The organism is Collinsella tanakaei (genome assembly GCF_030373545.1).
Taxonomy (GTDB): Bacteria; Actinomycetota; Coriobacteriia; order Coriobacteriales; family Coriobacteriaceae; genus Collinsella; species Collinsella tanakaei_C.
Genome location: NZ_JAUDCO010000006.1, coordinates 139,711 through 166,679, shown reverse-complemented (window position 1 = coordinate 166,679; position 26,969 = coordinate 139,711). Strand labels below are relative to the sequence as shown.

The following is a 26,969-nucleotide window of genomic DNA, read 5'->3' as shown; positions in this document are numbered from 1 at the left end:
CGTCGATGGCGGACGCTGCCGCTAGTAGTGGACGATCACGCAGTCGCCGATGCTCAGCAGGTCGAACAGCTCGGCGGCCTTTGCGGGCGGAAGGTTCACGCAGCCGTGGCTTCCGGTCCAGGTGTAGGCGGTGGGGTCGGAGAAGCTCGACGAGGCCTGCCAGTCGGCGTCATGAAGGCCCACGGCGCCGCCGATGAAGCTCATCCAGTAGTCGACGTAGCTGATGTACTCCGGCTCGCCGGTCTCGGGATCGCGCTTGCCGGTGAGCTGGACGTCGCGCTCCAGGTTGTTGATGCTGTAGATGCCCGTGGGGGTGTCGTTGTTCTCGTTGGGGTTGCCGGTGATGCAGCCGGACTCCCACAGCAGCTCGTCGTCGGCGCTGTAGTAGCGGACGTGCTGCTCGCTGATGTCGATGTCCACGTAGGCGCCCCAGTCGCGGCCGCCGGCGCCGTTGTACTGCGCCGCCTCCTGCTTCGTGGGGATCTCGATCTCACCGGTCTGCTTGTTCTTGACGGCAGCCTGGATGAGCTCGGCGAGCTCGGCCTCGTTGCTGATCCAGCCGTACTCGCCGCCCGAGACGTCGACCTCTTTGCCGTCGGGACGGGTGTAGCGGCGCTCGGTTCCCACGGTGTCCAGCTGCGCCTCGGCAAGCTGGCGAATCCACTTGGACAGGCCGTCCTTCTGGAGCGTGGGGTTGAGGTCCTCGTCGAAGGTGATCCACTGCGTCATGGTCTTGCCGTCGAGCGTAGCGACCGTCTTGCCGCCCATCGTGAGGTCGACGTTGACGCCGATGATCTCGTTGGCGGCGTCGCAGGCTGCCTGCAGCTGCTCGTCGGTGGCGCCGCCCGCGAGCTCCTCGTACATGGAGTCGTCGAGCTCCGCGGTGGCCTGCGCATGGGAGATGGCGTCCTCGGCGGCGGCGATCACGGCGTCGCGGCTGAGCTTCTGGCTCGCACGGGCGCGGGCGACCGTGAACTTGCCCTCTTCCTCGTCATACGCGCCGGCGGCATCGAAGGTGCCGGGGCGGTCGGCGTTGAATTCGTCGACGGCGGCGCCCACCGCGGCCTCGAGGGCCTCCTTGTCGTAGGTCGCCGTCAGATTGGAGGCGGTCTCGTCATTCGACTGCCCGCCGCCCGTAAGGCTCGAGATGAGCTTGACGGGCCAGATGATGGCCTCGTTGGCGCTGAGCACCGTCGTGGCCTCCTGCTGGGCGTCCACTGCAAAGGTGCCGGCCTCGGGGGTGTAGGCGCACTCGAAACCGAGGCCGCTGACGGTCAGGGAGTAGTCGGCGACCGTGGACTCGATGCGCTCGGCGGCGGTGCCGGCATCGGTGAGCGACACGTCGACACCGGCGATGGAGGTGCCAGGATAGTACAGGTTGGAGAACGCCACGATGCCGCCGATGTAGCCGGCGACGAGAAGGCCCGCCGCCACACCGAGACCGATCTTGAGCGCGCGATGGTTGCGAGGCGCCTCGTCGTCGTTGTCGCCGCGGTGCGCGGAGTACAGGTCGACCGGGGGGACGAGCTGCGGATCGGTGCCGCCGCGGTTGTCGGTGCCGCGGGCGCCCATCACGGTCGTGCGGGCCGGGCCGGCGTAGGTGTCCTGGCTCGCGGCGGAGTAGGCGGAGCGGGGCATGTAGGCGGTGTTGGCGGGCGCGGTGCCACGCTGCTGGGGCAGCGGGGTGCGGCCGGGCATCTGCGTGGTGGCGGATGCCGGCGTCTGGCCGGCAGGAGCCTGGCTCGTCGGAGCCTGATGATCGTTCGACGCCATATGGGCTCCGCCCGTGCGGCGCGCGGGCATCTGGCCCGGGCGGACGGGCTCAAGGCGATCGGTGCGGGCGAATCGGTTGCCGGCGGCAGGGGAGCCGGACGGAACTTGACGACCGTCGTCGTTGGTATAGGGCATCTCTTGTCTGTCCTTTGCGTGTCGAGGTGCTGCGGGCGTCGCGCCCGGCCTTTGTTTCCGGAGATGGATTATACCTATCCATCTCGACGAATGCGCGCTGTGAGGGGTTGTTTCACAGCTATTTGAGGACATCAACACGCATCGACCACGAGTCGCCCCGTCGTTGCTGCCGGCGCTTTAGCCAAGCGCTGTGGGCGGCCGCTCTATCCGCAGATGCCGCAGCGCTCGCATGCCGCGCGAGCCGAGGGGGCGACGGCGATGCCGCCCTTGGCGGTTTCGCGCAGGCTGGCGGGAAGCGCGTGGCCCACGGCGAGCATGACCTTGGCCATCTCGTCGAAGGGGACGAAGCTGCGCACGCCCGCCAACGCGAGCTGCGCTGCCGAGAAGGCGGCTGCCACGCCGATGGCGTTGCGGTTCTGGCATGGCACCTCGACGAGACCTCCGACCGGGTCGCATACCAGGCCGAGCAGGTTGGACAGGGCGATGGAGGCGGCGTCGAGCGCGCATGCCGGGGTGCCGCCGAGCATCTGGACGAGGGCGGCGGCCGCCATGGCCGCGGCGCTGCCGACCTCCGCCTGGCATCCTCCCTCGGCTCCCGCCACGCAGGCGGACGTGGAGAGATTGAGGCCGATCGCGGCGGCGCAGAACAGCGCGTCCATGATCTGATGGTCGTCGAGGCCCAGGTGGTCGGCGACCGCAAGCACGCACCCGGGAACGACGCCCGCGGAGCCCGCGGTGGGCGCCGCGACGATGACGCCCATGCTGGCGCTGCGCTCGAGCACCGCCATGGCGCGCGCCACGGCGGCCGTCTGCACCTCACCCAGCAACGCGGCGCCGATCGCGCCGCCACGCGTGGCATCGACCAGGCGGGCCTCGCCGCCGATGAATCCGCCGAGGGAGCGCTGGGGATGCGCAAGCGGGGCGGTGGTCTCCTCGCGCATGACATCGAGCACGCGGCGCATCGAGGCGACGCAGCGCTCCTCGCCGATGAGGCTCGCCTCGCGCACCGCCATGACCGCGCCGATGTTCATGCCGTGCTCCGCGCAGGCGTCGAGCAGCTGCGCACCGTCGTCGAACAGCTCGGGCGTCGACACGCCGGGGGCGAGGGTGGAAGCCGACCCGGGCACCTCGATGAACGTGGCGTAGTCCACGGGGTCGAGGGCGCGCACGTGGGGCAGCACCTCCTGGCAGGCGGCACCGTCGGTCTCGAACACCGAGTACGCCTGACCGCCCGCCTCGGTGCGGTACGTGCGGCAGAAGGCGATGTTGACGTGCTCGCGCGCGAGCAGGCTTGTGAGCGCGGCCAGCGCGCCGGGGGCGTCGCGGTGCGCGACGAACAGGGTGCTGTACATGCCGGAGATATCCACGCCCACGCCGTTGATGCGGCTGATGCGGATGCGCCCGCCGCCCAGGCTCTCGCCGCGCACCGCCGCGGTGGTGCCCGAATCGTCGACCATGTCGATGTCGACGGTGTTGGGATGCAGGGTGCCGTCGTCGCCGGCGACCTGGAACTCGTAGGCGAGCCCGCGCTCGCGCGCAAGGGCGAAGGAGTCGCGGATGCGCTCGTCGTCGGTGTCGAGCCCCAAGATGCCCGCCACGAGCGCGCGGTCGGTGCCGTGGCCGCGGTAGGTGTGCGCGAAGCTGTTCCACAGCGTGAACGTGACGCGCGCGATGTTGCCCTCGAGCAGCGACGCCGCGACGCTCGCGCAGCGCAGAGCGCCCGCGGTATGGGACGACGAGGGTCCGACCATTACCGGCCCCAAGATCTCGAAAGCCGACGTGGTGGCGAGAGTCTGCGGTTTGCCTGCCATGGATGCTCCTGAATGCGGTCGAGGTGTCCAGACGCCACCATTGTGGCACATCGCGCCCGGCGCACGCCATGGGGTAAAACGGGAGCGGGCGCGCGGCCGCTCCTGCCCTGCATTTTGTCTGGCAGCCCAAAAACGTGACACAATGGTGCGACCCCTTTGTCTTGGGAGGAGAAGCGGACGATGAAGATCTTGGTCACCGGTTTCCAGCCCTTCGGCGGCGAGTGCATGAACCCCGCGCTCGAGGCGGTGCGCCGTCTTCCCGACACCATCGCCGGCGCGCAGATCGTCAAGGCGGAGCTGCCGGTGGTGTTCGGCCGCGACGGCGAGGTGCTGCGCGCGGCGGTGGCCGAGCAGCGACCGGACGTGTGCCTGTGCATCGGGCAGGCGGGTGGGCGCACGCACATCACGCCTGAGTTCGTGGGGATCAACTACGCCCACGCGCGCATCCCCGACAACGACGGCAACCAGCCGATCGCGCAGCCGATCGTCAAGGGCGGGCCGGATGCGTACTTCACGCTTTTGCCGGTGCACGCGACGGTCGACAGGATGCGCGCCGCGGGCGTCCCCGCCGTCGTGTCGTACACCGCGGGAACCTACTGCTGCAACGAGATGCTCTATACGGTGCTGCATCTGTGCGCGACGGAGTATCCCGAGATGCGCGGCGGTTTCATCCACGTTCCCTACGCCACCGAGCAGGCGGCGCGCTTGGGCGACGGTACGCCCTCGATGTCGATCGACATGATGGTTCAGGGTCTGACGCTTGCGATCGAGGCCTGCGTGGAGGTCGAGCACGGCGACATCGTCGGCACCGCTGGAGGTACCGAGCAGTAGGGCGGTGGACAGGCTGTTCCGCGTGGTCTACGGGCGTCAAATGCCGCCCGGTTCTCCATGCGCGGAACCGCCTGTCCGAAGGGCCCGACCTGAACCGAGAGAGCAAAAGGCCCGCCTTCGGATCCTCGAAGGCGGGCCTCGCGTTCATCTGGAAAAGCGTCGGTTCAAACACCCGGGCTACAGCGCCATCGTGAGGGCGTGATCGATGCGCGCCAGACAGTCGTCGCGACCGATGAGCTGCATGGTCTCGCCGAGCGGCGGGCTCACCATGTTGCCGCACTCCGCGACGCGGACGGCCTGGAACACGATGCGCTTCTTGAGGTCGAGCGCGTCGGGGAGCGGCTCGAGCGCCGCGTCGATATGCTCCGCCTTCCAGTCGTCAGCCGACAGCGTCCCCAGCGCCACGCGCGCCGCGTCGAGCACCCGGGCCATGCCCTCCTTGGCCAGTCCCTTGGCGACGGACTTCTCGTCATAGGCGAGCGTTTTGGCGCTGGCAAAGATCGGCGCGGCGACCTGCGCGGCGTCAGCGGGCATCTTGGTGCGCGGGCGCACGATGCTGGCGAGCAGGCTCCACCAGGCGTCGGTATGCGATGCGCGCGAGACCTCCTTGCCGGCGGCGGCGAGCTGCGGAATCAGGATCTCGTCCACAAACGCCCCGTCGCTCATGGCGTTGATGTACTCGGCATTCATCCAGTCGAGCTTGGCCGGATCGAACGTCGCGGGGTTCTTGGAGATGCGCTCGAGCGAAAACTGCGAGGCGAGCACGTCGCGGGGGATGATGGTCGTCTCGCCGTCGAGCGACCAGCCGAGCAGCGACAGGTAGTTCACGAACGCGTCGGACAGGTAGCCGGCGTCGCGGTACTCCTCGACGCTCGTCGCGCCGTGGCGCTTGGAGAGCTTCTTGCCGTCGGCGCCCAGGATCATGGAGATGTGGGCGAAGGTGGGGACGGGCGCGCCGAGGGCCTCGTAGACCATGACCTGGCGCGGGGTGTTGGACAGATGGTCGTCGCCGCGGATGACGTGCGTGATACCCATCATGGCGTCATCGACCACAGTGGCAAAGTTATAGGTGGGCGTGCCGTCGGAGCGGAAGATGACGAAGTCGTCGAGCTCCTTGGCATCGAACACGACGCGGCCGTGAACGGCGTCGTTGATCACCACGTCGCCGCGGTCCGCGGGGACCTTGATGCGGATGGTGTAGGGCTCGCCGGCGTCCATGCGACGACGCGCCTCGGCGGGGTCGATATCGCGGCAGCGACGCTGGTAGCCCTGGAAGGGATCCTTGCGCGCGCGGGCTGCTTCGCGGTCGGCCTCCAGCTGCTCGGGGGTGCAGAAGCAGGGGTAGGCGCGACCCTCGGCGAGCAGGCGCTCGGCGGCCTCGCGGTACAGGTCGAGGCGCTCGGTCTGCGCGTAGGGGCCGAAGTCGCCACCGACCTCGGGGCCCTCGTCCCAATCGAGGCCGAGCCAGCGCATGGCGCGCAGGATGACCTGCGTGTTCTCGGCGGTCGAGCGAGTCGGGTCGGTATCGTCGATGCGCAGGATGAAGGTGCCGTGGTTCGCACGGGCGAACGCCCAGTTGTAGATGGCCGTGCGGGCGCCGCCGATATGGAGCTTGCCGGTGGGCGAGGGCGCGAAGCGCACGCGGACGTGAGAGGTCATGAAATGCTCCTCGAAAGATTGGCTCGAATGAATCGTCCGCATTATACCAAGCGGCCCCGCCGCGCACGTTCCGCATGAAATGACTCTGTCATTGATGCACATTTCGGGGTAAGAATGGGAGAATGGGACATGCGCTTTGCGCGCATGCCGTTTGGTTCCAAAAAGGAGGTCTCGTGCTTCCAGAAGATATGCAGGATGCGCCCGACGACGCCACGCGTTCGCTTGTCGCCTCGGCTGCCGCGCGATGCCCCGCCGTGGTCGCGCGCGATGCGAGCTATGCGGCGACGGGTTACCGGTCCTTCGAGTTCGCCTCGTTTGAGGCGTGCGTCGGCGAGGTCGTGGCGCTCGTCTCGACCGATGTCGCCGCGGCCCGCGATCTGGCGCTCGCCTGCGCGGGGCTCGTCCGGCCGACGTCGGGCTCGCTTGTCGTCGACGGCGTCGAGCTCGCGCGCCGCCCCCGCCGGCTGCATCGGGCCTCGCTTCCGTGCGGGCTTGCCGGCGTGGGTGTGTTCAGCGGCCTATTTGACATCGATGCCGCGCTGACAGTGGAGCAGGTCGTTCGGCGCGAGCTCGAGCTGCGCTGCGATCGCGGCACCGATGCTCTCGAGTACCTGTCGCAGTTCGGCCTGGCAACGCATGCCGGCCGCTATGTTTCGGACCTTGAGCCCGCGGCGCGCATCAGGCTTTCCTGTGCTCTTGCGTGTGCTGGGGGCGTGCGCGTGGCCGTTGTCGACGCGGACGACCGCTTCTGCTACGGCGCCTCGGTCGCGGATGTTCGCGACGCGCTGGAGCTGCTTTGTCGGGTGTGCGCCGAGCGCGGCATCTGCGCGCTCGTCGCGACCGGCGAGCCCGCGTTGGCCGATGCGTGCGACGGCGTCTGCCCGCTCGATATCGGGGCGGCGGAGCGCCTGGCTGTCGGAAGGGATGGCGAAACGGAAGCTTCGCCTGATGGGGTGCCTGCGGAACCGGAAAGGGGGCGTGTCGCATGAGCCGGATAGCGGATGTCCTGCGCGATCGCCTTTCGGCCGCTGTGCGCGCGCTTTCGTCGCACCGGCTGCTGCTTGCCCTGGTTGTTCCTGCGGTTCTCGCCCTCGTCCTGGTGTGTGGCCTGGCGCCGGCGCTCGAGGGCTCCGAGCGGATTCCCGTCGCCGTGGTCAATCTCGACGAGGGGGCGGCAGGCTCCAACGGCGGTACGGTTCGGGAGGGAGAGGCCCTGGTCGATGAGCTGACCGATACCGAGACGCTTGCATGGGACGTCGTCGACGAGCAGACGGCGGATGCGGGCTTGGCTGACGGGTCGTATGCCCTTGTGCTCAAGATTCCCGCCGACTACTCCGAGAAGGTCATGAGCCTCGCCGGCTCCGATCCCCAAAAGGCGAGCGTCGAGCTCGTTTCGTCCGGCAGCGAGAACATCTTGTCCACACGCGTGGGAAGTGCGGCGCTGCGTCAATGCCAAGCCCGCCTGCGCGCATCGCTGGGTGAGGACTACGTGGTTTCGGTGCTGTCGGACGTGCAGGGGCAAGCCAGCAAGCTCACCTTGACCTCCGACGGCGCGGTGATGCTCGACGCGGGGTATGACGCTTTGGCCCAAGGTTCCGAGGCGATCGCCGAGGGTCTGGGGCAGAGCGCTTCGGGCGTTGAGCAGCTGGGAAGCGGACTCGGCCAGATTGCAGACGGCGTGGAGGCGACCGGCACCGGCACCGCCGCGCTGGGGTCGGGGCTCGCGCAGATTCAACAGCAGGCGCTCGATCCGTTGGGAGAGGGCGCCGAGGCGCTCGGATCGGGTCTCGACGCCGCGGCGAGCCAGCTGACCACGATGGGCGACGGCGTGAGCGCGATGGGCGCGCGGCTGACCTCGCTGTCCGAGCAGCTTTCGCTCAGCGACGAGGACCTTGCCAAGCTTGGTGCCCTGGCGACCGAGATGGCCGAACCGGCCCGTTCGCTTCAGGATGCGCTGACCACGATGGAGACCGCCTCGGACGATGCGCTGTCCGCCGCCCGCGAGGTCGGCTCGACGGTCGAGGGATCGGTCGCGTCGGTCGATGCGGTGCGCACGGGTGCGTCCGACCTTGCTGCCGAGCTCTCCGGAGGCGACGACGGCGCGAGCTCCGGCATCGCGCAGGATGCGGCAGGTCTCGCGACCACGGCCGCCACCTGGTCGGATGCCGATGTGCAGCAGCGCCTCGCCGAGGCGTATGCCGCCGGCGAGGGGGCAACCGACGAGCAGCTGCAGCTCATCGCGTCCTTTACGGACGATATGGCGCAGCTCGCAAGCGGTGCCGACGCGCTGTCGGAGCGCGCATCGCGCGCCGCGGACAGCGCGCGGGATGTCTCGGATGCCGCCGATAGCGCCTCCGACCAGCTTGCCGCCTCGTCCGAGGCGCAGGCAAGGCTCGAAGGGGCTGTCGATTCCTACGAGGAGGCCTCGAGCACGGCGACAACGGCTGCCGAGGAGCTCACGGGGCTCGCGGCGGGCGCCGTCGAGCCGGCGTCCGATGCCGTGATGGGCGTCATCGCCACGAAGGCCGCCCTCGAGCAGATGGGGCCCGCCCTCACGGCGACCGGGCAAGGCGTGGGCGCGATTTCGTCGCAGCTCTCCGGGACGGGAGCCATCGGGCAGGGCGTCTCGGGTCTTGCGACCGGCATCGGTGCACTGAATGAGGCCATGTCGCCCATAGCCAGCGGCGCCGACCAGCTGGCGGTTGCAAACACCACGCTTGCCGCCGCTCTCGACGGCGTCGCCTCCGGCGCAACGGGTCTGGGGGCGGGCCTTGATGCCATGGCGCAGGCGACCGGGCAGATCGCCGAGGGCTCCGAGCAGCTGAAAGAGGCCTCCGGTCAGATTAACGACGCGACTGCCGAGGCTGCGGACACGTTGTCCGGCATAGCGCAGGATCGCGAGGACCGCGCCGAGGTTGCGGCGAGCCCGCTATCGATCACCTCGACGAACACGGCCGATGTGTCGTCCGACGTCGCGGTTGCCGTCGCGTTTGCCGCCGCCGCCCTATGGGTGGGCGCCTGCCTGACCGGCTGCTTGCTACCCGTCTGCGACATGCGCGCGGTCGCCGCCGGTGCGGGCGTGCGCTCGGCGGCGGGAAAGCTCGCCGCGTATGCGGCGGTCGGCGTCGTGCAGGCGGTAATCGTCTGGGCCGTCCTGTCGGTCGCTGGCGTCCAGATGGCGTCGTCGGCGTCGTGTTTGGGCATGCTTGCCGCGGCGGGCGCGGTCTTCGGCGCCCTCGCGTGCGCGTTGCGTCTTGCCTGCGGGCGGTGGTTTGCCTGGGTGTTCTCCGGCTTGCTCGTCGTGCAGCTGCTGTGCGCGGGGAGCGTCCTTCCCGTTCCGCTGACCGGCGGGGTGTTCCGGGCGCTCGGCGAGGTCCTTCCCGTGCCGGTGGTATCCCAGGCCCTGCGCTCGCTGGCCGCGGGCGCAGGACGCGGCGTAGGTGCGGCATGCGTGCTGCTCGCCATCCTTGCTGTTGCGGCGATCGCCGCGAGCGTTGCGCTCACCGCGGCGCGACGCCGCGTACGGCCGGAGCGGGCGTTCCTTTCGTCTGCTTCATAATCGCCTGAGAACGCGATTGATCTTATGGCGGGGAGACGTCCTGCAAACGGGGCGTCTCCCTGCATTTTACGCGTAGCGCCAGCCTTTGTGCGGTATACCCCCGTTTAGAAGACGGTTTTGCGGGCGCCTCCTGAGTAGGCTGAAGTTGAGCATCGCGCCTACCTGCAGGTTTTATGCCACTTGAAGGCCGTCTACCCGGCATCTCTTCCAAAAACCGTCTTCTAAACGGGGGTATGGGGCTTCTGCGTCCCGCGAGCCTGAATGGGTTATTTGGGGACGTGTTCCCTCCAACCCATTTGGTCTTGGGTTGTTTGGGGACGTGTTCCGTCCAACCCATTTTGCCCGACGCCTCCGCGGGGAAGCGCTACCCCCGTTTAGGGTTCGGTTTTATGGCCTCCCTTCGCGTAGTGACGCCCATCGCTCGCGAAAAGCTGCAGGTAGACGATTCGCTTCTTTTCTGGCTACGCGAGGAGTTGGCTCTAAACCGAACCGTAAACGGGGGTAAGGGCTTTTTGTCCCGTGGATAGATGATCCGCAGGGTCCTGGCCGGTGAAATGCGCGGGAGAATCGGACGCCTGAGCTGCCTTGGCCACATGGGTTGGAGGGAACACGTCCCCAACTGACCCAAAATGGGTTGGATGGAACACGTCCCCAACTGACCGTCCCCAACTGACCCATGGCTGTACTCGGTGCCTGTGCTGCTTTGGCAGAGGTGCCGGGTCAGGGTCGGTCGCCGGTCGCGCGGGGTATACAATTGCCTGATATGTGTGCATCGAGGGAATGGTAACGGCCTTCGAGCGCTTCGACTAAGAAAGGGGCATCATGCCAGATCAGAATCGTTCCACGAGCCCACTGCGCTCCTATGTCTTCACGTCCGAATCCGTGACTGAGGGCCATCCCGACAAAATCGCCGACCAGATTTCCGACGCCGTCCTCGACGCCATCCTCGCCAAAGAGGCCGTGCTCGAGTCCCAGAGCTACGTCGACCACAAGGGCGTGCCCGCCAAGCTCGACGCCGTTCGCTGCGCCGCCGAGACGCTTGTCACCACCGGTTCGGTCATCGTTTCCGGCGAGATCCGCTGCCAGGCCTACGTCGATGTCCAAAAGATCGCGCGCCGCGTGATCGAGCGCATCGGCTACACGCGCGCCAAGTACGGCTTCGATTCCGAGACCTGCGGCGTCATCAATATGATCCACGAGCAGAGCCCCGATATCGCACAGGGCGTCGACCAGTCGTTTGACGCTCAGCGCGGGGCCGCCGATCCGCTCGACCTGATCGGCGCGGGCGACCAGGGCATGATGTTCGGCTATGCGTCCAACGAGACCTCCACGCTCATGCCCATGCCTCACTACCTCGCGAGCCGCCTGGCCGAGCGCCTGGCAAAGGTGCGCCACGACGGGACCTTGCCCTACCTGCGCCCCGATGGAAAAACCCAGGTCACGGTGCGCTATGAGGACGATAGACCCGTGAGCGTCGAGACGATCGTGATCTCGACCCAGCATGCCCCCGAGATCGAGTCGATGGACCACATCAGCGCCGACCTCATCGAGCACGTCATCGCTCCCGTCATGGACGCCGAGGGCATCCCGTGGCGCGACGCGACGATCTACGTCAACCCCACCGGTCGCTTCGTCGTGGGCGGCCCCATGGGGGACACCGGCCTGACCGGCCGCAAGATCATCGTCGACACGTATGGCGGCATGGGCCGTCACGGCGGCGGTGCCTTCTCGGGCAAGGACTGCACGAAGGTCGACCGCTCCGCCGCCTACGCCGCGCGCTGGGTCGCCAAGAACGTGGTCGCAGCCGCGCTCGCCGACCGCTGCGAGGTCCAGCTCGCCTACGCCATCGGCGTCGCGCATCCGCTCTCCATCATGATCGACACGTTCGGCACCGAGCAGGTTTCCGTATCGCAGATCGAGACGGCGGTTCAGCAGGTGTTCGACCTGCGTCCGGGCGCGATCATCCGCGACCTCGACCTGCGTCGCCCCATCTTCGAGAAGACCGCCGCATACGGCCACTTCGGTCGCGAGGATCCCGATTTCACCTGGGAGCGCTGCGATCGCGTCGACGAGCTGCGCGCCGCCTGCGGGCTGGCGTAAGCGGCTCCGCTCGAGGGTCCGCGTCGCGCAGGGCGCGCGCCGTCATGGCGTCGCCGTCCCGCGCACGACTGCGGGCCGGTTCATTGCCGGATAAGTTGAGGGAGGGGGAGAGCCTTGGGCGCCTCGACGGACAAACATGAGCGCGCCGACGCGCCGCGCCGCGCGATGTACGCCGCCGTGGTGGTGGATATTCCCGCCCGCGCTCTCTCCGAGCCGTTCGCCTATGCCGTCCCTGCGCATCTTGCCGACGACATGGCGGTCGGATGCACGGTGCTCGTCGCCTTCGGGCATCGTCCTGCGCTCGGATATGTCATCGCTCTCGCGCCCGCGGTGTCCGAGCTTCCCGGCGCCGCCGATCTGGACGAGGCGCGCGTGCGTCCCATCGAGGCCATCCTCTCGCCGCCCGTGTGCTCCGAGTTCGCCGGGCCGGTGTCGTTGTGGATCAGCCGCGAGTACGTCGCGCCCTTGTCGGAGTGCCTGCGCCTGTTTTTGCCTCCGGGCGGCACGCCGCGCCTTCGCAAGGACGAGGACGGTTCCTACCGGCTCGAACGCCCCGCGGTGCCCGAGGTCCACGAGCGCGTCGTCTCGTTGTGCCCGCAGGCCGCCGACTATGAACCGCCCGTGCGCGCCACGCGTCAGCGCCAGCTCATCGAGGCCCTATCCTGCGGACCGGTGACGACGCGCGAGCTCAATCTGCTCTATACCGACATGTCGCCGGCTATTCGCGCCCTGGAGCGTCGCGGCGTCGTGCGCGTCGATGAGCGTCGTGCCTGGCGCGGCTGCGACGACGGCACCACGCTGTCGTCGGCGCGCGCCGCCGCCCCCGCGCGCCTCACGAGCGGCCAGCGCGAGGCGCTTGCCGCCATCGAGGGAGCAATCGATGCACATGCGGGTGACGTCATCGTCGTCGACGGCGTGACGGGATCGGGCAAGACCGAGGTCTACCTGTCCGCGATCGACCGCGTGCTCGCGCTCGGCAAGAGCGCCTGCGTGCTCGTGCCCGAGATCTCGCTCACCGCGCAGACCGTCGGTCGCTTCCGCTCGCGCTTCGGTGGCACGGTGGCGGTCTTTCACTCCCGTCTGTCTGCCGGCGAGCGTCTTGACCAGTGGGATATGGTGCGCACCGGGGCCGCGCGCGTCGTGGTGGGCGCCCGCTCGGCGCTGTTCTGCCCGCTTGCAAACCTAGGCCTCATCGTTATCGACGAGGAGCACGAGCAGTCCTACAAGCAGGGTTCCAGCCCGCGCTACCATGCGCGCGAGGTCGCGGCCCACATGGCGCGTGTAGGCGGCTTTCCCCTCGTGCTGGGTTCGGCCACCCCGTCTGCCGAGGCGCTCGCGCGCTGCCGCGCCGGCTCGCATCTGGGCCAGACCTGGCGCCGCGTCGAGATGCCCGAGCGCCCCGGGGCGTCCCGTCTGCCCGAGATCGTCGTTGCGGACCTGCGCCGAGAGTTCTCGCAAGGTGCGCGCTCCATGTTCTCGCGCCCGCTCTACGATGCCCTCATGGAGGTCGTCCAGCGCCGTGAGAAGGCGGTCTTGCTGCATAACCGTCGCGGTTTCGCCCCCTTCCTCATGTGTCGCGAGTGCGGGTGCGTGCCCACCTGCGATCACTGCTCCACGGCGCTTACCTATCACGAGCGGACCCATACGCTGGAGTGCCATACCTGCGGCGCGGTCTATCACGTCAGGCCCTATCCGGCACCCGGCAGCGCATGCCCCCGGTGCGGGAGCCGCTATCTTGCCAAGATGGGCATGGGGACCCAGCAGATCGAGGACGCACTGGTCGCGATGTTGCCGGACGACGTCGAGGTGATCCGCATGGATGCGGATTCCACGCGCGGCAAGGACGCCCACAAGCGCCTGCTCGAGCAGTTCGACGCCGCGGAATGCGCCGTCCTGCTGGGCACGCAGATGATCGCCAAGGGCCTCGACTTTCCCGAGGTGACCCTTGTCGGGGTGGTCCTGGCCGACTACGCGCTCAAGATGCCGGACTTCCGCGCATCCGAACGCGCCTATGACCTGCTCGAGCAGGTCTCGGGCCGTGCGGGGCGCGGTGAGCATCCCGGGCGCGTCATCATCCAGACCTATCTGCCCGACGATCCCGTGATCCGGGCGGTGGCGACCCATGATCGCGCGGTGCTTGTCGACCATGAGGCGAAGCAGCGGCGCGAGGCGCTCTATCCGCCCTATGTCCGGCTGACGAACGTGCTCGTGCGGGGATCTTACGAACGCGAGGTCCAACGCTATATCGGCGAGCTCGCGCGCCTGGTCTCCGACGGCTTGGAACGGGCTGCAGCCGGCCTTCCCGAAGATGCGCGCCCGTTCATCATGGGGCCGACGAGCTGCGTGATCGAGCGGGCCAAGGACAGCTATCGGCATCACTTCATCGTCAAGTCGCCGATCGGCTTTGACGTGTCGTCCGTCATCGCGAGCGCGCTCGATACGGTCGGCGCTCGGCGCGGCATCAGCGTCAGCGTCGATGTCGACGCTTATGACCTGATGTAGCCCGCGATAGGGGCTCGGGCGCAATGCCCGATAAGGAGGGGGCCGTTCTTTGGACCACGCCCCTGTGCCACGTCCCCTTTGTGTCGGTCCTCGTGGGCTTTGTCGTGCATGAAGGGATTCGTTCGCGGATACAATAGACTGGATTGAGTAACGATATCTTTCGAAAGGACCACCATGGAAGTCAACGGCATCGTGCTGTCTCCCGATCCGCGCCTGCGTCAGGAGTGCGCGGAGATCGAGGAGATCGATGCGAATATCGTCCGTCTCGCCGAGCAGATGAAGCGCCAGATGATCGAGAACGGCGGCTGCGGTCTTGCGGCCCCGCAGATCGGCGAGCTCATTCAGCTCGTGGTGATCGATACCGACTACACGAGCGAGAAGGACTACGACCCCTACGTGCTGATCAATCCCAGGATCGTCGAGTCCTCCGACACGCTCGTCCCGTACAACGAGGGATGCCTGTCCATTCCGGGCATCAACGTCGAGATCGAGCGTCCCGACCATGTCGTCGTCGAGGCGTACGACCTCAACGCCGACCTCATCCGCTACGAGGCCTCCGGCGACCTTATGTGCGTGTGCCTGCAGCACGAGATCGATCACCTGCACGGCATCACGATGTTCGAGCGCCTGGCGCCCGCGGACCGCATGCATGCGATGCGCGAGTACCAGCAGGCCCGTGCTCGCGGCGCCAAGCCGGGCGACACGGAGTAGACCCTCGACAGGAAGGCGCGGCGTCCCGACCCGGCATGGTGTGCCGGCCAGAGCGTCCCGCGGGAAGGAGGCGCTGTGCGCGTCGTGTTTATGGGAACCCCTTCGTTTGCGGTCCCCTCGCTTGTCAAGCTTGCGGCCAACCACGAGGTCGCACTCGTGCTCACCCGGCCCGATGCCGTCCGGAGCCGTGGCAAGAAGCTCGAGCCCTCGCCGGTCAAAAGCCGCGCGCTCGAGCTCGGTCTGCCGGTGTTGGAGGCCAAGCGCATCACGCCCGACGTGCTCGACGCCCTGCGTGCGGCGGATGCCGACGTCTTCTGCGTCGCCGCCTACGGTTGCATCCTGCCCGACGAGGTTCTCACCATGGCACCTTTGGGCTGTGTGAACGTGCACGCCTCCCTGCTGCCGCGCTGGCGCGGGGCGGCACCCATTCAGCGCTCCATCCTTGCCGGTGACGAGTCCACCGGTGTTTCCATCATGCGCATCGGCCACGGTGTGGACACGGGTGCGTACTGCGCGCAGGCGAGCTGCTCGGTTGCGGGCAAAACGGCCGACGAACTCACCGGCGAGCTTGCCGAGCTCGGTGCCGATCTGCTCGTCAAGGTCTTGCCGACCCTTGCCGACGGCACCTGCGTGTGGACCGAGCAGGATGAGAGCTTGGTCACGCATGCCGCGAAGATTGAGAAGGCCGAGATGCGCCTCGATCCGTCCGATACGGCGGAGACGAACGTCCGTCGCGTGCTCGCCTCGAGTGATGCCGCGCCGGCGCGCTGCCTTGCCGCCGGCAAGCCCGTGCGCATCCTACGCGCCGCGATTGCCGTGCCCAGCGACGCGTCGGGTGCGCTGCCGGCTGCGGGAAAGCTGTCCGTGCGGGGCAAACGCGTCTATCTGGGCTGTGCCGACGGCGCCCTCGAGGCGCTCGAGATCAAGCCCGACGGCAAGCGCGCCATGGAGGCGCGGGCGTGGGCGGCGGGTCTTCATGGCGCCGATCAGAGCTGGGAGCTGTTGGCGTGATCCGGCTTTCGCCCGCACGGGCGCACGCGCTTGCCTGCCTGCTTCGAGCCGAGCGGGAGGGGCGTTTCGTGCGCGAGGTCGCCGAGTCCATGCCGCGCAAGCCCGAAGATCCACGCGACGCGGCGCTGGCCCTGCGTTTGGCGCTCGGTGCCACCGCGGCGGCAGGAACCCTCGATGAGCTGCTCGATCGCTATATCGCGAAGCCTCGTGCGGTCAAGCTGCCGGTGCGGCTCGCGCTGCGTATCTCGGCGTTCGAGCTGCTCTATCTGAAGACCCCGGCCCGTGTCGCCGTGAGTCAGGGCGTTGAGCTCGTGCGAGGACAGGCGAAAAGCGCCGCCGGCATGGCCAATGCGGTGCTGCGTCGCGTCGCCGATGCCTGCGATTCGTTTTTGGCCGCCGAGGACATTGCGGCAGGCGTCCTGCGCGATCACACGGCTCTGGCACGACGCGCCGGCCTTCCTGCGTGGTTGGCGGAGGCAATCATATCGTCGCTCGGCGAACGGTGCGCGCAGACGCTCTTCGATGCGCAGCTGGAGCCCGCTCCCGTATACGTTCACCTCAATCCCCGTCTCTCACCTGAGGGCGAGGATGTGTCTGCGGGTCAGGGCCCCACGGATGAACCGGGCGCCGATGCTGTCGCGCCGATGCTGCCAGGTCTGATGCAGCCTGCCGACATTTCCAGCTTTATCCGCTCAGGTGCGCTGAATCGCGCCGATGCCGTTGCTTCGGACGCAGCCGCACAGCTCATCGCCACCGCCGCTACCGCGCCCGGCTCCTGCCTTGAGATTGGCGCCGGCCGGGGAACCAAGACGTTCATCATGTGCGCGCAAGCGGGCCGTCTGGGCTGGGCGCACTCGCATACGGCGCTCGACCTCTCCGCGCGCAAGTGCGAACTCAATCTGGAGCGCCTGCACGCCGCCGGGCTCGACGGCGAGGTGCGCTGTGTTGCCGGAGACGGCTGCGTGGTGGATGCCGTACTGGCCGACATCGACGCTGCGGCAGGGGAGCGCGTTCTGTTCGATCGCGTCTTCGTCGATGCGCCGTGCTCGGGCACCGGTACCATGCGGCGCCATCCGGAGATCTCCTGGCGCCTTGATGCGGCGGATGTCGCGTATGAGGGGGCGCTGCCGCGTCTTCAGCTCGCGCTGCTGCGCGCTGCCGCGTCACGTGTCGCCGAGGACGGCGAGCTCGTCTATGCGACCTGTTCGGTGCTCGCCTCCGAGAATCAGGCGGTGGTGGATGCGTTTCTCGCAAGCTCCGAGGGCGCCGCATTCCGTCTGGTGCCCGTGCACGAGGCGCAGGCGCTCAGCGCGTTTGCAGATGCATGCGGGGTCGGCTGTTCTGCGACGACGTTTGCCCGCTCGCACGAGGATGACCGCGGTCGTTTCCAGACCGTGCCGGCGCCGGAGGCCTGCGACGGGCATTTCTGCGCACGCATGGTGCGTCGTTCGGCTTCCTGCTAGCTCACGCGCGGTTGATACCGTTCATAACCCTTCAAGGGTTCTATCACGCAGAAGCCTCGTGCCCTTCGTCGGCTCAGCGCTTCCTGCGTGACAGCGCCTTTGGGGCTCTATACACGAAAGGGGCGCCGACACGCGTCGACGCCCCTCATTTCAGCCTTTGCCGCTCGGTGCCGCTAGTTGTCCTTGTGCGGGCAGCTGTCGCAGGCGCAACCCGCATCGCTCGAGGTGGTGCCGCTGGTCGCCGCGGTGCTCGAGCTCCCGCCGCGCTGATCGGTGTTGTAGAAGCCGGATCCCTTGAACTCGATGCCGCTCGGGCTGAAGACCTTCTCGGCAATCGCATCGCAGGAGGGACAGTGGATCTCGGGGCGCTCGAGCATGCCGTGCTCGACCTCAAAGACCGTGCCGCACGACGTGCAGCGATAATCGTAACGAGCCATTCGATACCTCTGATTTCATCATCATGATCCCGCCGCACAGGGCGGCGGGAATTGTTCAACCTTGCATACTGTACCCGAAAGCGCTCGGGCAGCAAACGCTCGCGAGGGCGTTTTCACACATCACTTGCTTGATGCGGTGCCTTCGCTTCCGGCCGTGCGGCCGCACTCGTCGGCGAGCTCGCGAATCCAAGCGACGGCGTCTGCGACCGCCTTTTCGTCTGCCTGCCAGCTCCAGTTGCCCTCGGTCGTGCCCGGGACGTTCATGCGCGCGTCGTCATCGAGCAGCAAGACGTCCTGCAGCGGCATCATGACGACGGAAGCAGGGCTCTCGAAGGCGAGTCGGGCGATATCACGTGCACGCTCGACCTGCTTCTCGGGCTCATCCTCGGCACCCCAGCGCGCGGCCGTCCAGCCGACAAGCGTCGAGGTGTCGTGTGTCGAGGTGTAGACGATTTTCTCCGCGCCCGGCTTGACGCCGTCGCGCACATCGTAATCCTCGAACTCGAGGACATCCATGCCCGGGAAGCCGCACGAGGCGGTCAGGGCGCGCACGGCGGGGGTGAGGTAGCCCAGGTCCTCTGCGATGAACGGCAGCGGGCCGAACTCGCGATGAGCGCGCTTGAACAGGTCGATGCCTGGACCGGGCAGCCATCTACCGGCGCTGCCGTCCTTGCCCGCCGGGATGCTGAAGTAGGACTGGAAGCCCAGGAAGTGGTCGAGGCGCACGCGGTCGTAGAGCTCGAGCGAACGACGCAGGCGCTCGATCCACCAGGTGTAGCCGTCGGCGTGCATGCGGTCCCAGCGATAGGTCGGGTTGCCCCAGACCTGGCCGGTTGCCGAGAAGCGATCGGGCGGGGTTCCAGCGATCTCGGTCGGCCTGCCGAACGGGGAGAGGGAGAACATGTCCGGCTCGCTCCAGGCGTCCGCGGAATCGTCGGACACGTAGATGGGGATGTCGCCGATGATCTCGATGCCGCGCTCGTGCGCGTAGGCGCGCAGCTCGCGCCACTCGGTGTCAAAGCGATACTGGGCGAAGGCGTGGAAGCGGCCGTTCTCGATAAAGCGCGCGTCGTCGAGGATGCGCACGTCGTAGCTCGCGTAGGCGCGCGGCCAGCGATGGCGGCTCGCGCCGCGCGATGCGTCTTTGATGGCCATGAAGGCGCAGTAGGGATCCAACCAGACCTCGTTGCGCTCCATGAACGCAAGGTAATCGGCATCGTCCTCGCCGCCTTCGGCAAAGAAATCGGCAAACTCGGCACGCAGCTGCTCATCGGTCTCCTCGAGCAGGGCGATGTTGCCGGCAAATGCCGAGGGGCCGGCGTAGGGCGAGCCATAGGCATCGGTCGGGTTGACGGGAAGCACCTGCCAGTAATGAGCCCCCATGTCGGCCAGATGGTCGATGAAGCGCCGAGCGGGCGCGCCCAGGGTTCCGGGCTTGTCACCGTTGGGAACCGACGTGATGTGGCACACCACGCCCCAGCCATGGGCGAGGGGCTTCTGCAGGCGCTGGGTGTCGTGGAAGTAGGCGACGGCGCTGCCCAGCGGCCACAGCTTGATCTCGACGGTGCCGTCGTCGGCGGGGACAAGGTCGCGACCGCCGATGACGTCGATGCCCATCTCGCCCAGGGCGGGGATGCGAACGGTATGGGTTTGACCGAGGCTGCGGTTGATGAGGACGCTGGCGGTCTGTCCGTCCTCGGCGCGGCGCGTGTACATGAGGACGTCGTCGTTGAGCGCGCACGCCTCGATGTCGCCGGTGGTGAACAGGGGCAGGGCGCGACGGAGCGCGACGGTGTCGCGCACCATGTTGAAGAAGTCGAGGTCCTCGTGGCCCCACGGATACGTGGCGCGATTGCCCGGATCGGTCAGGCCCTGGACGCCCGCCTCGTCGCCGTAGTAGATGGACGGCACACCCGCGAACGTCATCTGCATGAGCGATGCCAACCAGAAGCGGCTCTTCGCGAGGCCGAGCGCCTCGCTCGAAAGGCGCCACGTGCTGCGCTGCTCCTCGGGCAGGGCGTCGATGTCGGGCAAGCCGCCGAGAACCGACGTGATACGGGGACGGTCATGGCTGCCCAGCAGGTTGAGAGCGCAGTACAGCGCCTCGCGCGGGTAGTTCTCGCGCAGCGATTCGATGGCCTCCGCGGCGTGGTAGGCGGTGTAGCTGTTGCCCTCACCGGTCAGCAGGCCGAGCACAAGGTCGCGGAACGGGTAGTTCATGGCCGAGTCGAGCTCGTCGCCCAGCAGGTAGTGGCGAAGATGGCCGTAGGCGATCTTGTTGGAGGCGTCCTCCCAGACCTCGCCGAGCACGAGCGCATCGGCCTTCTCCTGGGTGGCTGCCGCTTTGATGCCGTCGAGCATCTCGTCGGACAGCTCGTCGGCGACATCCAGGCGCCAGCCGCGGGCGCCGGCGCGAAGCCAGTAGCGGATGACGCCGTTGGGGCCCAAGATCAGCTCGCGAATCGCTTCGGAGCGCTGGTTGACGGCGGGCATGTTGCCCACGCCCCACCAGCAGTCGTAGGTGCCGTCCTCGTTGATGCGAAACGCATCGCGCCACTCGGAGTCCTTGTCGCCGGACCAGGCGCCCGGCTCGGGATAGTTACCGAAGGCGTTGAAGTAGACCGAGTCGCTGCCGGTATGGTTGAACACCCCATCGAGGATGATGGAGATGCCAAACCGACGTGCCGAGACGCACAGACGGCGGAAATCCTCCTCGGTGCCCAGCAGCTGATCGATCTTCATGTAGTCGGCGGTGTCGTAGCGGTGGTTGCTCGCCGCCTCGAAGATGGGGTTGAGGTACAGCGCGGTGATGCCCATCTCAGCGAGATGGGGGAGATGCTCCTCGATGCCGCGCAGGGAGCCGCCGTAAAAGTCCCAGCTGCGGATATCGCCGGTCTCGTCACGGTCGTAGACGGGCGGTTTGTCCCAGTCCTCGACGATATGCTGCTCGCAGCCGCGACGCGGGTGCGCGAGGCGCTCGAGGGCCCGCTGCTTCCAGTCCTCGTCGCGCGCATAGCGATCGGGGAAGATCTGGTAGACGATGCCGCGCTCGTACCAGGAGGGGCGGTGCGCGCGATGGCGGTAGACGGTGATCTGGAACGAAGGGACGTTGTCGTAGTCGTAGGCGACGCCTTCGCCGCCGGTCGCACCCTGCGGTGCGCCGACGCGAAGCTCGAAACCGTCCATGGTGCGGACGATGAAGCTGTACCAGACGATTTGCGTCTCGTCGAACGTGACGGTTACGGTGTACATACCCTTGCCGTCTGAAGTCATGGGGTACAGGGACTCACCGACGCCGTCCACCCAGGTGCGCAGCGTGCACTCAATGCCCGCGGCGTCCTCCTTGTAGACCTCGAGCGCCAGCGTCACGCTTGTTCCCGCTTCCACGGCGCCAAACGGCGAGCGGAACTGCGGGAGCCTGCTGTTATGACGAAGCTTCATGTAGGTTATCCTTGCGCTATCGATACGCCTGCGGACGGCCGAGACCGTACCCAGAGGCGCGACATTCACATACAGGTTCAAGTCTATCGTAAATAGACAGCCGGATACCGATGCGCAACAGCCAATCGCTGATTTTTTCGAGTAAGTCTGACGATTTGGGTGTACGCGAAGGTCGTTTTGTCCGAAAAGCCCTGGCGCGACAGCGAAAACCCCACGGTGACATGTGAAGCCCTACAGTGAAAGGGAAAAGCCCGCTATGGCATGGGAAACCCTGTCGTGACATGGGAAACCCTGTCGTGACATGGGAAACCCCACGGCGACATCGCAACCGGTTGCAGAGCGGGTTTGTGTCGCGCTGGGGCCTCAGCCGTCACGCTGGAGTCCCACGTGTCGCGCTGGGGTTTCAGCCGTCGAGCAGAGGTTCCTGCTGTCGCGCCAGGGCTTCACGTGGCGAGCCGGGGCGTCGCATGTCATAGCAGAGTCTTCGCTGTCACGACAGGGCTTGCCATTAGACGTTGGGTCTTTCGGCGCCGCGTCGGAGCTCGCCGTGTCGCATCAGGGCCTTGCATGCCATATAGGGGCTCGCACAGCATTGGGATGTTTGGGGATTGTCCAGACACTGAGCGGGAAATTCCCCCTGTCATACGGTGCGGATGAACAGAAATGGGGGAGAGCCGATCTCTGCCATGAACAAGAAAAGGGCGGACACGAGGTCCGCCCTTTGCGTGCGCTATGACAAAAGCGATTCTTAGCGCTTCTTGCGGGTCGTGGTCTTGCGCGCGGCAGAGACGCTGGTCGCCTTGGGAGCGGGCTTCTCCGCAGGCGCCTCGACCTTCTTGGTTTCAGCAGCGGCAGCCTTGGTGGCCGCGCTCTTGGCGGTCGTTGCCGCAGCCTTGGTGGTCGTTGCCGCAGCCTTGGCGGTCGTTGCCGCAGCCTTGGTGGTCGTTGCCGCAGCCTTGGTGGTCGTTGCCGCAGCCTTGGTGGTTGCGGCCTTGGTCGTCGCTGTCTTCGTAGCAGTGGCGGCCTTCGCAGCAGTGGCGGTCTTGGAGGCAGCGGCCTTCTTGGTCGTGGCGGTCGCCTTCTTGGTCGCGGGCTTGGCCTCGGCCTCAGTCGCTGCTGCGTCTGCTGCGACGGTCTTCGCGGTCGCCTTGGTCATGGTGGCCTTGGCGGACGCGGTCTTGGTGGCAGCAGCCTTGGTCGTCTTGGCGGCGGGCTTCTCGGCTTCGGTGGTCGCGGCTGCGGTCGTGGTCTTCGCGGCCGTCGCCTTCTTCGTCGTCGTGGTCTTGGCGGCGGTGGCCTTCGTGGTCGTCTTCGCCGTCGCGGACGCGGACGCGGTGGTCTTGGTCACCGCAGTCTTGGTCGTGGTCTTGGCAGCGGTGGTCTTGGTGGCGGCAGCCTTGGTCGTAGTCGCCTTCTTGGCGGCCGGCTTCTTCGCGGCCGGCTTGGCTTCAGGCTTCACTTCGACGTCCGGAGCCTCGGCAGCGGGCTTGTCCTCAGCCTTCACCTCGGCAGCGGACGCCGCCTCGTCAGCCTTCTTCTCGTCAGCCGGCGCAGCCTGGTCCTCCGCAGGAGCCTCAGCGGTAGCCTCGGGCTCAGCCGCAAAAGGGACGAAGCGCTCGATCTCGGGATGCAGACCGTAGTACAGGTCCATGTACTGGGCAGCGGAGCGCGTCCAGCTGAAGTCGGCGGACATGGCGTTGTCGACCAGCTTGTTCCAGGCGTCCTTGTCGTCCCAGAAGGTGCGGGCGGCGCGGAAGACGGCATCGCCCATCTCGTCGCCGTTGAAGTGCGTAAACGTGAAGCCCGTGCCCTCGCCGGTAAACATGTTGTACGGGATGACGGTGTCCTTCAGGCCGCCGGTCTCGCGCACGATCGGCAGGGTGCCGTAGCGCATGGCGATCATCTGGGACAGGCCGCAGGGCTCAAACAGCGACGGCATGAGGAACATGTCGGCGCCCGAGTACATGCGCTGCGAAAGGAACGGATCGAACTCGATGCGCGCGGCCATGGTGCCCGGATAGGTGCGCTCGAAGTAACGAAGCGCCTCCTCGTACTCCGCGTCACCCGTGCCGAGCACAGCCACCTGAACGCCGCCGGACAGGATGCGGTCAAGCGAATAGGTGACAAGGTCCATGCCCTTCTGGCGGGTAAGGCGCGTCACCATGACCATCAGGGGACGGTCGTCGCGCACCTCGAGGCCCAGCTCAGCCTGGAGCGCCGCCTTGCAGGCGGCCTTGCCGGAGCGGTCCTCGCGCGTGTAGTTGGCGTGGATGCGGTCGTCGGTCGCCGGGTCGTTGCGCTTGGTGTCAAGACCGTTCAGGATGCCGGACAGGATGCTCTCACGACGGCGCAGGGTGCCGTCGAGGCCCTCGCCGAACTCGGGCGTGCGGATCTCCCAGGCATAGGTGGGGGAGACGGTCGTGATGGCGTCGGTATAGTTCAGCGCGCCCTGCATGTAGTTGATGGAGCGCTCGTCGCAGCGCAGCTGGCGCACGGCCGGCTCGATGTGGGAGAGGCCGAGCACGTCACCCAGCAGCATGTCGGTGAACTGGCCCTGGAAGGCGATGTTGTGAATCGAGAAGACGGTCTTCACGTTCTGGTACAGGGGGTTGGCCATATAGAACTCGCGCAGGAACACGGGCGCGAGCGCGGTGTGCCAGTCGTTGCAGTGCAGCACGTCGCACATGAAGCCGTCGGGCAGGTACTGCAGGCTCTCGCAGATGGCCTTGGAGAAGAAGGCGAAGCGCTCGCCGTCATCGAAGAAGCCATACGGATAGCTGCGGTCGAAATAGTGCTCGTTGTCGAGGAACAGATAGGTCACGCCATCGTAGACGAGACGCTCCAGGCCGCAGTACTCGTTGCGCCAGCCCAACGGCACGTAGAACTCACCCACGTGCTCCATCTGATCCTTGTAGGTCTGGGCGATGGTCGAGTACTTGGGGACCATGACGATGACATTGGCACCGGCCTCGACGAGGGAGGCGGGCAGGGAACCGGCGACGTCGCCCAGGCCACCGGTCTTGACGAACGGCGCGGCCTCAGCGCTCGCGAACACAACGTTAAGCTTCTTTGCCATGAAAATCTCTCCTGTTTTCTTCATCTATCGGCAAATCGCCGCCCGGCTGATGCCGAGCGGCGATTCAATGATACCCCTAATCGACGAGTACGGGTGCTGAGGGGTCATTTAGTAACATGCGCCTACGCGGTGATGGGCGCCTTGCCGACCGAGAGAATGGCGTCGGGCGTACCGCGCAGCTCGGTGTTGGCGGGCACGACGTTGTTCTTGTCGATGATCGCATTCTCCACGCGGGCGCCGCTCTTGATGATGACGCCCTGCATGATGATGCTGTTGATGACGTTGGCGCCGGACTCGACGACAACGCCACGGGACAGGATCGAGTTGCGCACGGTGCCCATGATCTCGCAGCCCGCGGAGATACGGGAGTTGCAGGCGATGGAGCCGGCGGCGTACTTCGCAGGGGGTGCATCGTGGGCCTTGGTAAGGACCGGGCGATCCTTGCGGAACAGCTGGTTGTTGATGACCGGATCGAGCATCTCCATGCTGCGCTGGTAGTAGGTCGTCTGGTCGAACATGCCGACCGCGAGGCCCTTGAACTCATAGCTGCAGACGTCGATGCGGCTGAAGTCGGACGCGATCGCCTCGAAGATGTCGAGGTAGTCGGCGCTTGCATAGCGGTCGATGATCTGGAGCAGCAGGTCGCGGTTGATGACGAAGCAGTCGATGAACTTGTTGTCACCGTACTTGCAGCCCTCGCGGACCTGCTGGACGCGCCCGGCGTCGCCGATCACGAGCGAGCAGGCCTCCTCGTGGTCGCGCTCGGCCTTGACGTAGACCATGGTGATGCCCACGCCGCTCGCCTCATGGGCGTCGATGACGGCGTTGAGGTCCATGTTGAAGATGATGTTGGACCCCATGAGCACGACATAGGGCTCCTTGGCGCGCTGGAACAGCGTCTTGTTGGAGATGATGTCGCGAAGCAGGAAGCGCATGCCGGTCTTGGTGGTGCCGTAGGGGTTGCCGGGCAGGGGGAACAGGCCGCCGCGCTTGCGGTCCAGGCCCCAGTCCTTGCCATGGCCGACGTGGTCGATGATGGAGCGATAGTTGCCCGGCATCACGAGACCGACCGTCTTGATGCCCGCGTTGGCCATGTTGGACAGCGGGAAGTCGATCAGGCGGTAGCGGCCCATAACGGGGACCGAGGCGATGGGACGGCTCTCGAGCAGGGTCTCCTGCTTAAGGGCGGTGTAGTTGGCTGTGATGTAACCGATGGCCTTGCTGTTGATCATCGGATCATTCCCCCTTCCCGATGACGACGTCGTTTCCGACAACGGCGGTGTCCTTCTGCGTGTCGACGCTTCCGAGCTTCACGCCCTCCTCGACGACGGCGTTCTCGCCCAGGATGGCGCGGACCACGTGCGCGCCGCTCTTGACGATGGCGCCGGGCAGCAGGACGGAGTCCTCGACGATGGCGCGCTCCTCGATCACGGCGTCGGTGGAGAGGATGGAGTGGCGGGCGATGCCAAAGACCTCGCAGCCGTTGGAGACCAGGCAGTCATCGACGCGGCCGTTGGGGCCGATGTAGTGCGGCGGGCGCGTCGTGTCGTTGCTCATGATGGGCGCCGAGTTGTCGTAGATGTCGAACTCGGGGTTCTGACCGAGCAGGCCCATGCTCGTCTCGTGGTAGCTGGCGATGGTGCCGACGTCCTTCCAGTAGCCATGGAACTTGTGGACGTACAGGCGCTTGCCCTCCTCGAGGGCCTTGGGGATGATGTCGCCGCCGAAGTCGTGGCTGGAGCGCTGGTCGAGTGCGTCCTCCTCGAGGGCGCGAATCAGGAAGTCGGCCGTGAAGATGTAGATGCCCATGGACGCGAGGTTCGAATCGGGCTTCTCGGGCTTCTCGGTGAACTTGGTGATGCGGTCCTCATCGTCGGTGGTGAGGATGCCGAAGCGGCTCGCGTCCTCCCAGGGCACCGGCATGACGGCGATGGTCAGGTCGGCGTTGTGCTCGATGTGGCTATCGAGCATCTGGCGGTAATCCATGCGGTACAGGGCGTCGCCCGACAGGATCAAGACGTACTCGGGATCGTGCGACTTGATGTAGTCGAGGTTCTGCGTCACGGCGTCAGCGGTGCCGTTGTACCAGGCGCCGCCGTCCTGCGTGGCGTAGGGCGGCAGGATGGAGACGCCGCCGCCGCGCTCGTCGAGGTCCCAAGACGAACCGGATCCCAGATAGGCATGTAGACGGTAGGGGCGGTACTGCGTCAGGACGCCCACCGTGTCGATGCCGGAGTTGGCGCAGTTCGACAACGTGAAGTCGATAATCCTGTACTTACCGCCAAACGAGACCGCCGGCTTGGCGATCTTGGATGTGAGCGCCCCCAATCTGCTGCCCTGTCCTCCTGCGAGGAGCATAGCGATGCATTCTTTTTTACTCATCGAATTCTCCTTCATTGCCGTGCCGTTGCTGATACGTTGCCCTATCTTGCGATGGTCGGGCCCCGGCGCGGTCGTGCC

General features: G+C 66.7%; 16 protein-coding genes. 8 read left to right on the top strand and 8 right to left on the bottom strand.

Annotated elements, in window-relative coordinates:
- Window positions 1-21: 21 nt before the first annotated feature.
- The gene (locus QUW00_RS07005) at window positions 22-1,908 is read right to left on the bottom strand and encodes a L,D-transpeptidase (RefSeq protein ID WP_289613668.1); all 1,887 of its coding nucleotides are present in this window, start codon (window positions 1,906-1,908) and stop codon (window positions 22-24) included.
- Window positions 1,909-2,111: 203 nt separating this feature from the next.
- Window positions 2,112-3,719: an L-serine ammonia-lyase, iron-sulfur-dependent, subunit alpha gene (sdaAA, locus tag QUW00_RS07000; RefSeq protein WP_289613667.1), complete on the bottom strand. Its 1,608-nt coding sequence runs from the start codon at window positions 3,717-3,719 to the stop codon at window positions 2,112-2,114.
- A gap of 180 nt (window positions 3,720-3,899) precedes the next feature.
- On the opposite strand from sdaAA, the gene pcp reads away from it, so the two are divergent.
- On the top strand, window positions 3,900-4,550 hold the full coding sequence (gene pcp, locus QUW00_RS06995) for a pyroglutamyl-peptidase I (protein ID WP_289613666.1): 651 nt from the start codon (window positions 3,900-3,902) through the stop codon (window positions 4,548-4,550).
- A 177-nt stretch (window positions 4,551-4,727) separates the two neighbouring features.
- On the opposite strand, the gene gltX is transcribed toward pcp, so the two are convergent.
- Window positions 4,728-6,209: a glutamate--tRNA ligase gene (gltX, locus tag QUW00_RS06990; protein WP_289613665.1), complete on the bottom strand. Its 1,482-nt coding sequence runs from the start codon at window positions 6,207-6,209 to the stop codon at window positions 4,728-4,730.
- A gap of 173 nt (window positions 6,210-6,382) precedes the next feature.
- Between gltX and QUW00_RS06985 the strand changes: the two genes are divergently transcribed.
- From QUW00_RS06985 to QUW00_RS06955, 7 genes are all read left to right on the top strand, one after another.
- On the top strand, window positions 6,383-7,198 hold the full coding sequence (locus tag QUW00_RS06985) for a hypothetical protein (protein WP_289613664.1): 816 nt from the start codon (window positions 6,383-6,385) through the stop codon (window positions 7,196-7,198).
- Window positions 7,195-9,768, top strand: coding sequence for a YhgE/Pip family protein (locus QUW00_RS06980; protein WP_289613663.1), 2,574 nt, complete (start codon window positions 7,195-7,197; stop codon window positions 9,766-9,768). The genes QUW00_RS06985 and QUW00_RS06980 overlap by 4 nt, the downstream gene beginning before the upstream one ends.
- 822 nt (window positions 9,769-10,590) lie before the next feature.
- A complete protein-coding gene (metK, locus tag QUW00_RS06975; protein WP_289613662.1) occupies window positions 10,591-11,868 on the top strand; it encodes a methionine adenosyltransferase in 1,278 nt (425 codons plus the stop codon).
- Between the two features lie 165 nt (window positions 11,869-12,033).
- Window positions 12,034-14,370: a replication restart helicase PriA gene (gene priA, locus QUW00_RS06970; protein ID WP_289613678.1), complete on the top strand. Its 2,337-nt coding sequence runs from the start codon at window positions 12,034-12,036 to the stop codon at window positions 14,368-14,370.
- Between the two features lie 174 nt (window positions 14,371-14,544).
- Complete coding sequence (def, locus tag QUW00_RS06965) at window positions 14,545-15,081, top strand: peptide deformylase (protein ID WP_289613661.1); 537 nt, start codon at window positions 14,545-14,547, stop codon at window positions 15,079-15,081.
- Between the two features lie 75 nt (window positions 15,082-15,156).
- Complete coding sequence (gene fmt / locus QUW00_RS06960; RefSeq protein WP_289613660.1) at window positions 15,157-16,092, top strand: methionyl-tRNA formyltransferase; 936 nt, start codon at window positions 15,157-15,159, stop codon at window positions 16,090-16,092.
- Entirely contained in the window at window positions 16,089-17,555 is a 1,467-nt protein-coding gene (locus QUW00_RS06955) for a transcription antitermination factor NusB (protein ID WP_289613659.1), read from the top strand. Before fmt ends, QUW00_RS06955 begins: the two co-directional genes overlap by 4 nt.
- Before the next feature lie 173 nt (window positions 17,556-17,728).
- Here QUW00_RS06955 and QUW00_RS06950 read toward each other — a convergent pair whose 3' ends face one another.
- The 5 genes from QUW00_RS06950 to QUW00_RS06930 form a co-directional block, all read right to left on the bottom strand.
- Window positions 17,729-17,992, bottom strand: a complete 264-nt coding sequence (locus QUW00_RS06950) for an FmdB family zinc ribbon protein (protein WP_289613658.1) — start codon at window positions 17,990-17,992, stop codon at window positions 17,729-17,731.
- A gap of 120 nt (window positions 17,993-18,112) precedes the next feature.
- Window positions 18,113-21,433, bottom strand: a complete 3,321-nt coding sequence (locus QUW00_RS06945) for a 4-alpha-glucanotransferase (protein WP_289613657.1) — start codon at window positions 21,431-21,433, stop codon at window positions 18,113-18,115.
- Window positions 21,434-22,181: 748 nt separating this feature from the next.
- Window positions 22,182-24,509: a glycogen synthase GlgA gene (gene glgA / locus QUW00_RS06940; protein ID WP_289613656.1), complete on the bottom strand. Its 2,328-nt coding sequence runs from the start codon at window positions 24,507-24,509 to the stop codon at window positions 22,182-22,184.
- A gap of 122 nt (window positions 24,510-24,631) precedes the next feature.
- Window positions 24,632-25,741 (bottom strand): glucose-1-phosphate adenylyltransferase subunit GlgD, encoded by a 1,110-nt coding sequence (gene glgD / locus QUW00_RS06935; protein ID WP_289613655.1) that lies wholly within the window; start codon window positions 25,739-25,741, stop codon window positions 24,632-24,634.
- A 4-nt stretch (window positions 25,742-25,745) separates the two neighbouring features.
- The gene (locus tag QUW00_RS06930) at window positions 25,746-26,891 is read right to left on the bottom strand and encodes a glucose-1-phosphate adenylyltransferase (RefSeq protein WP_289613654.1); all 1,146 of its coding nucleotides are present in this window, start codon (window positions 26,889-26,891) and stop codon (window positions 25,746-25,748) included.
- Window positions 26,892-26,969 lie beyond the last annotated feature (78 nt).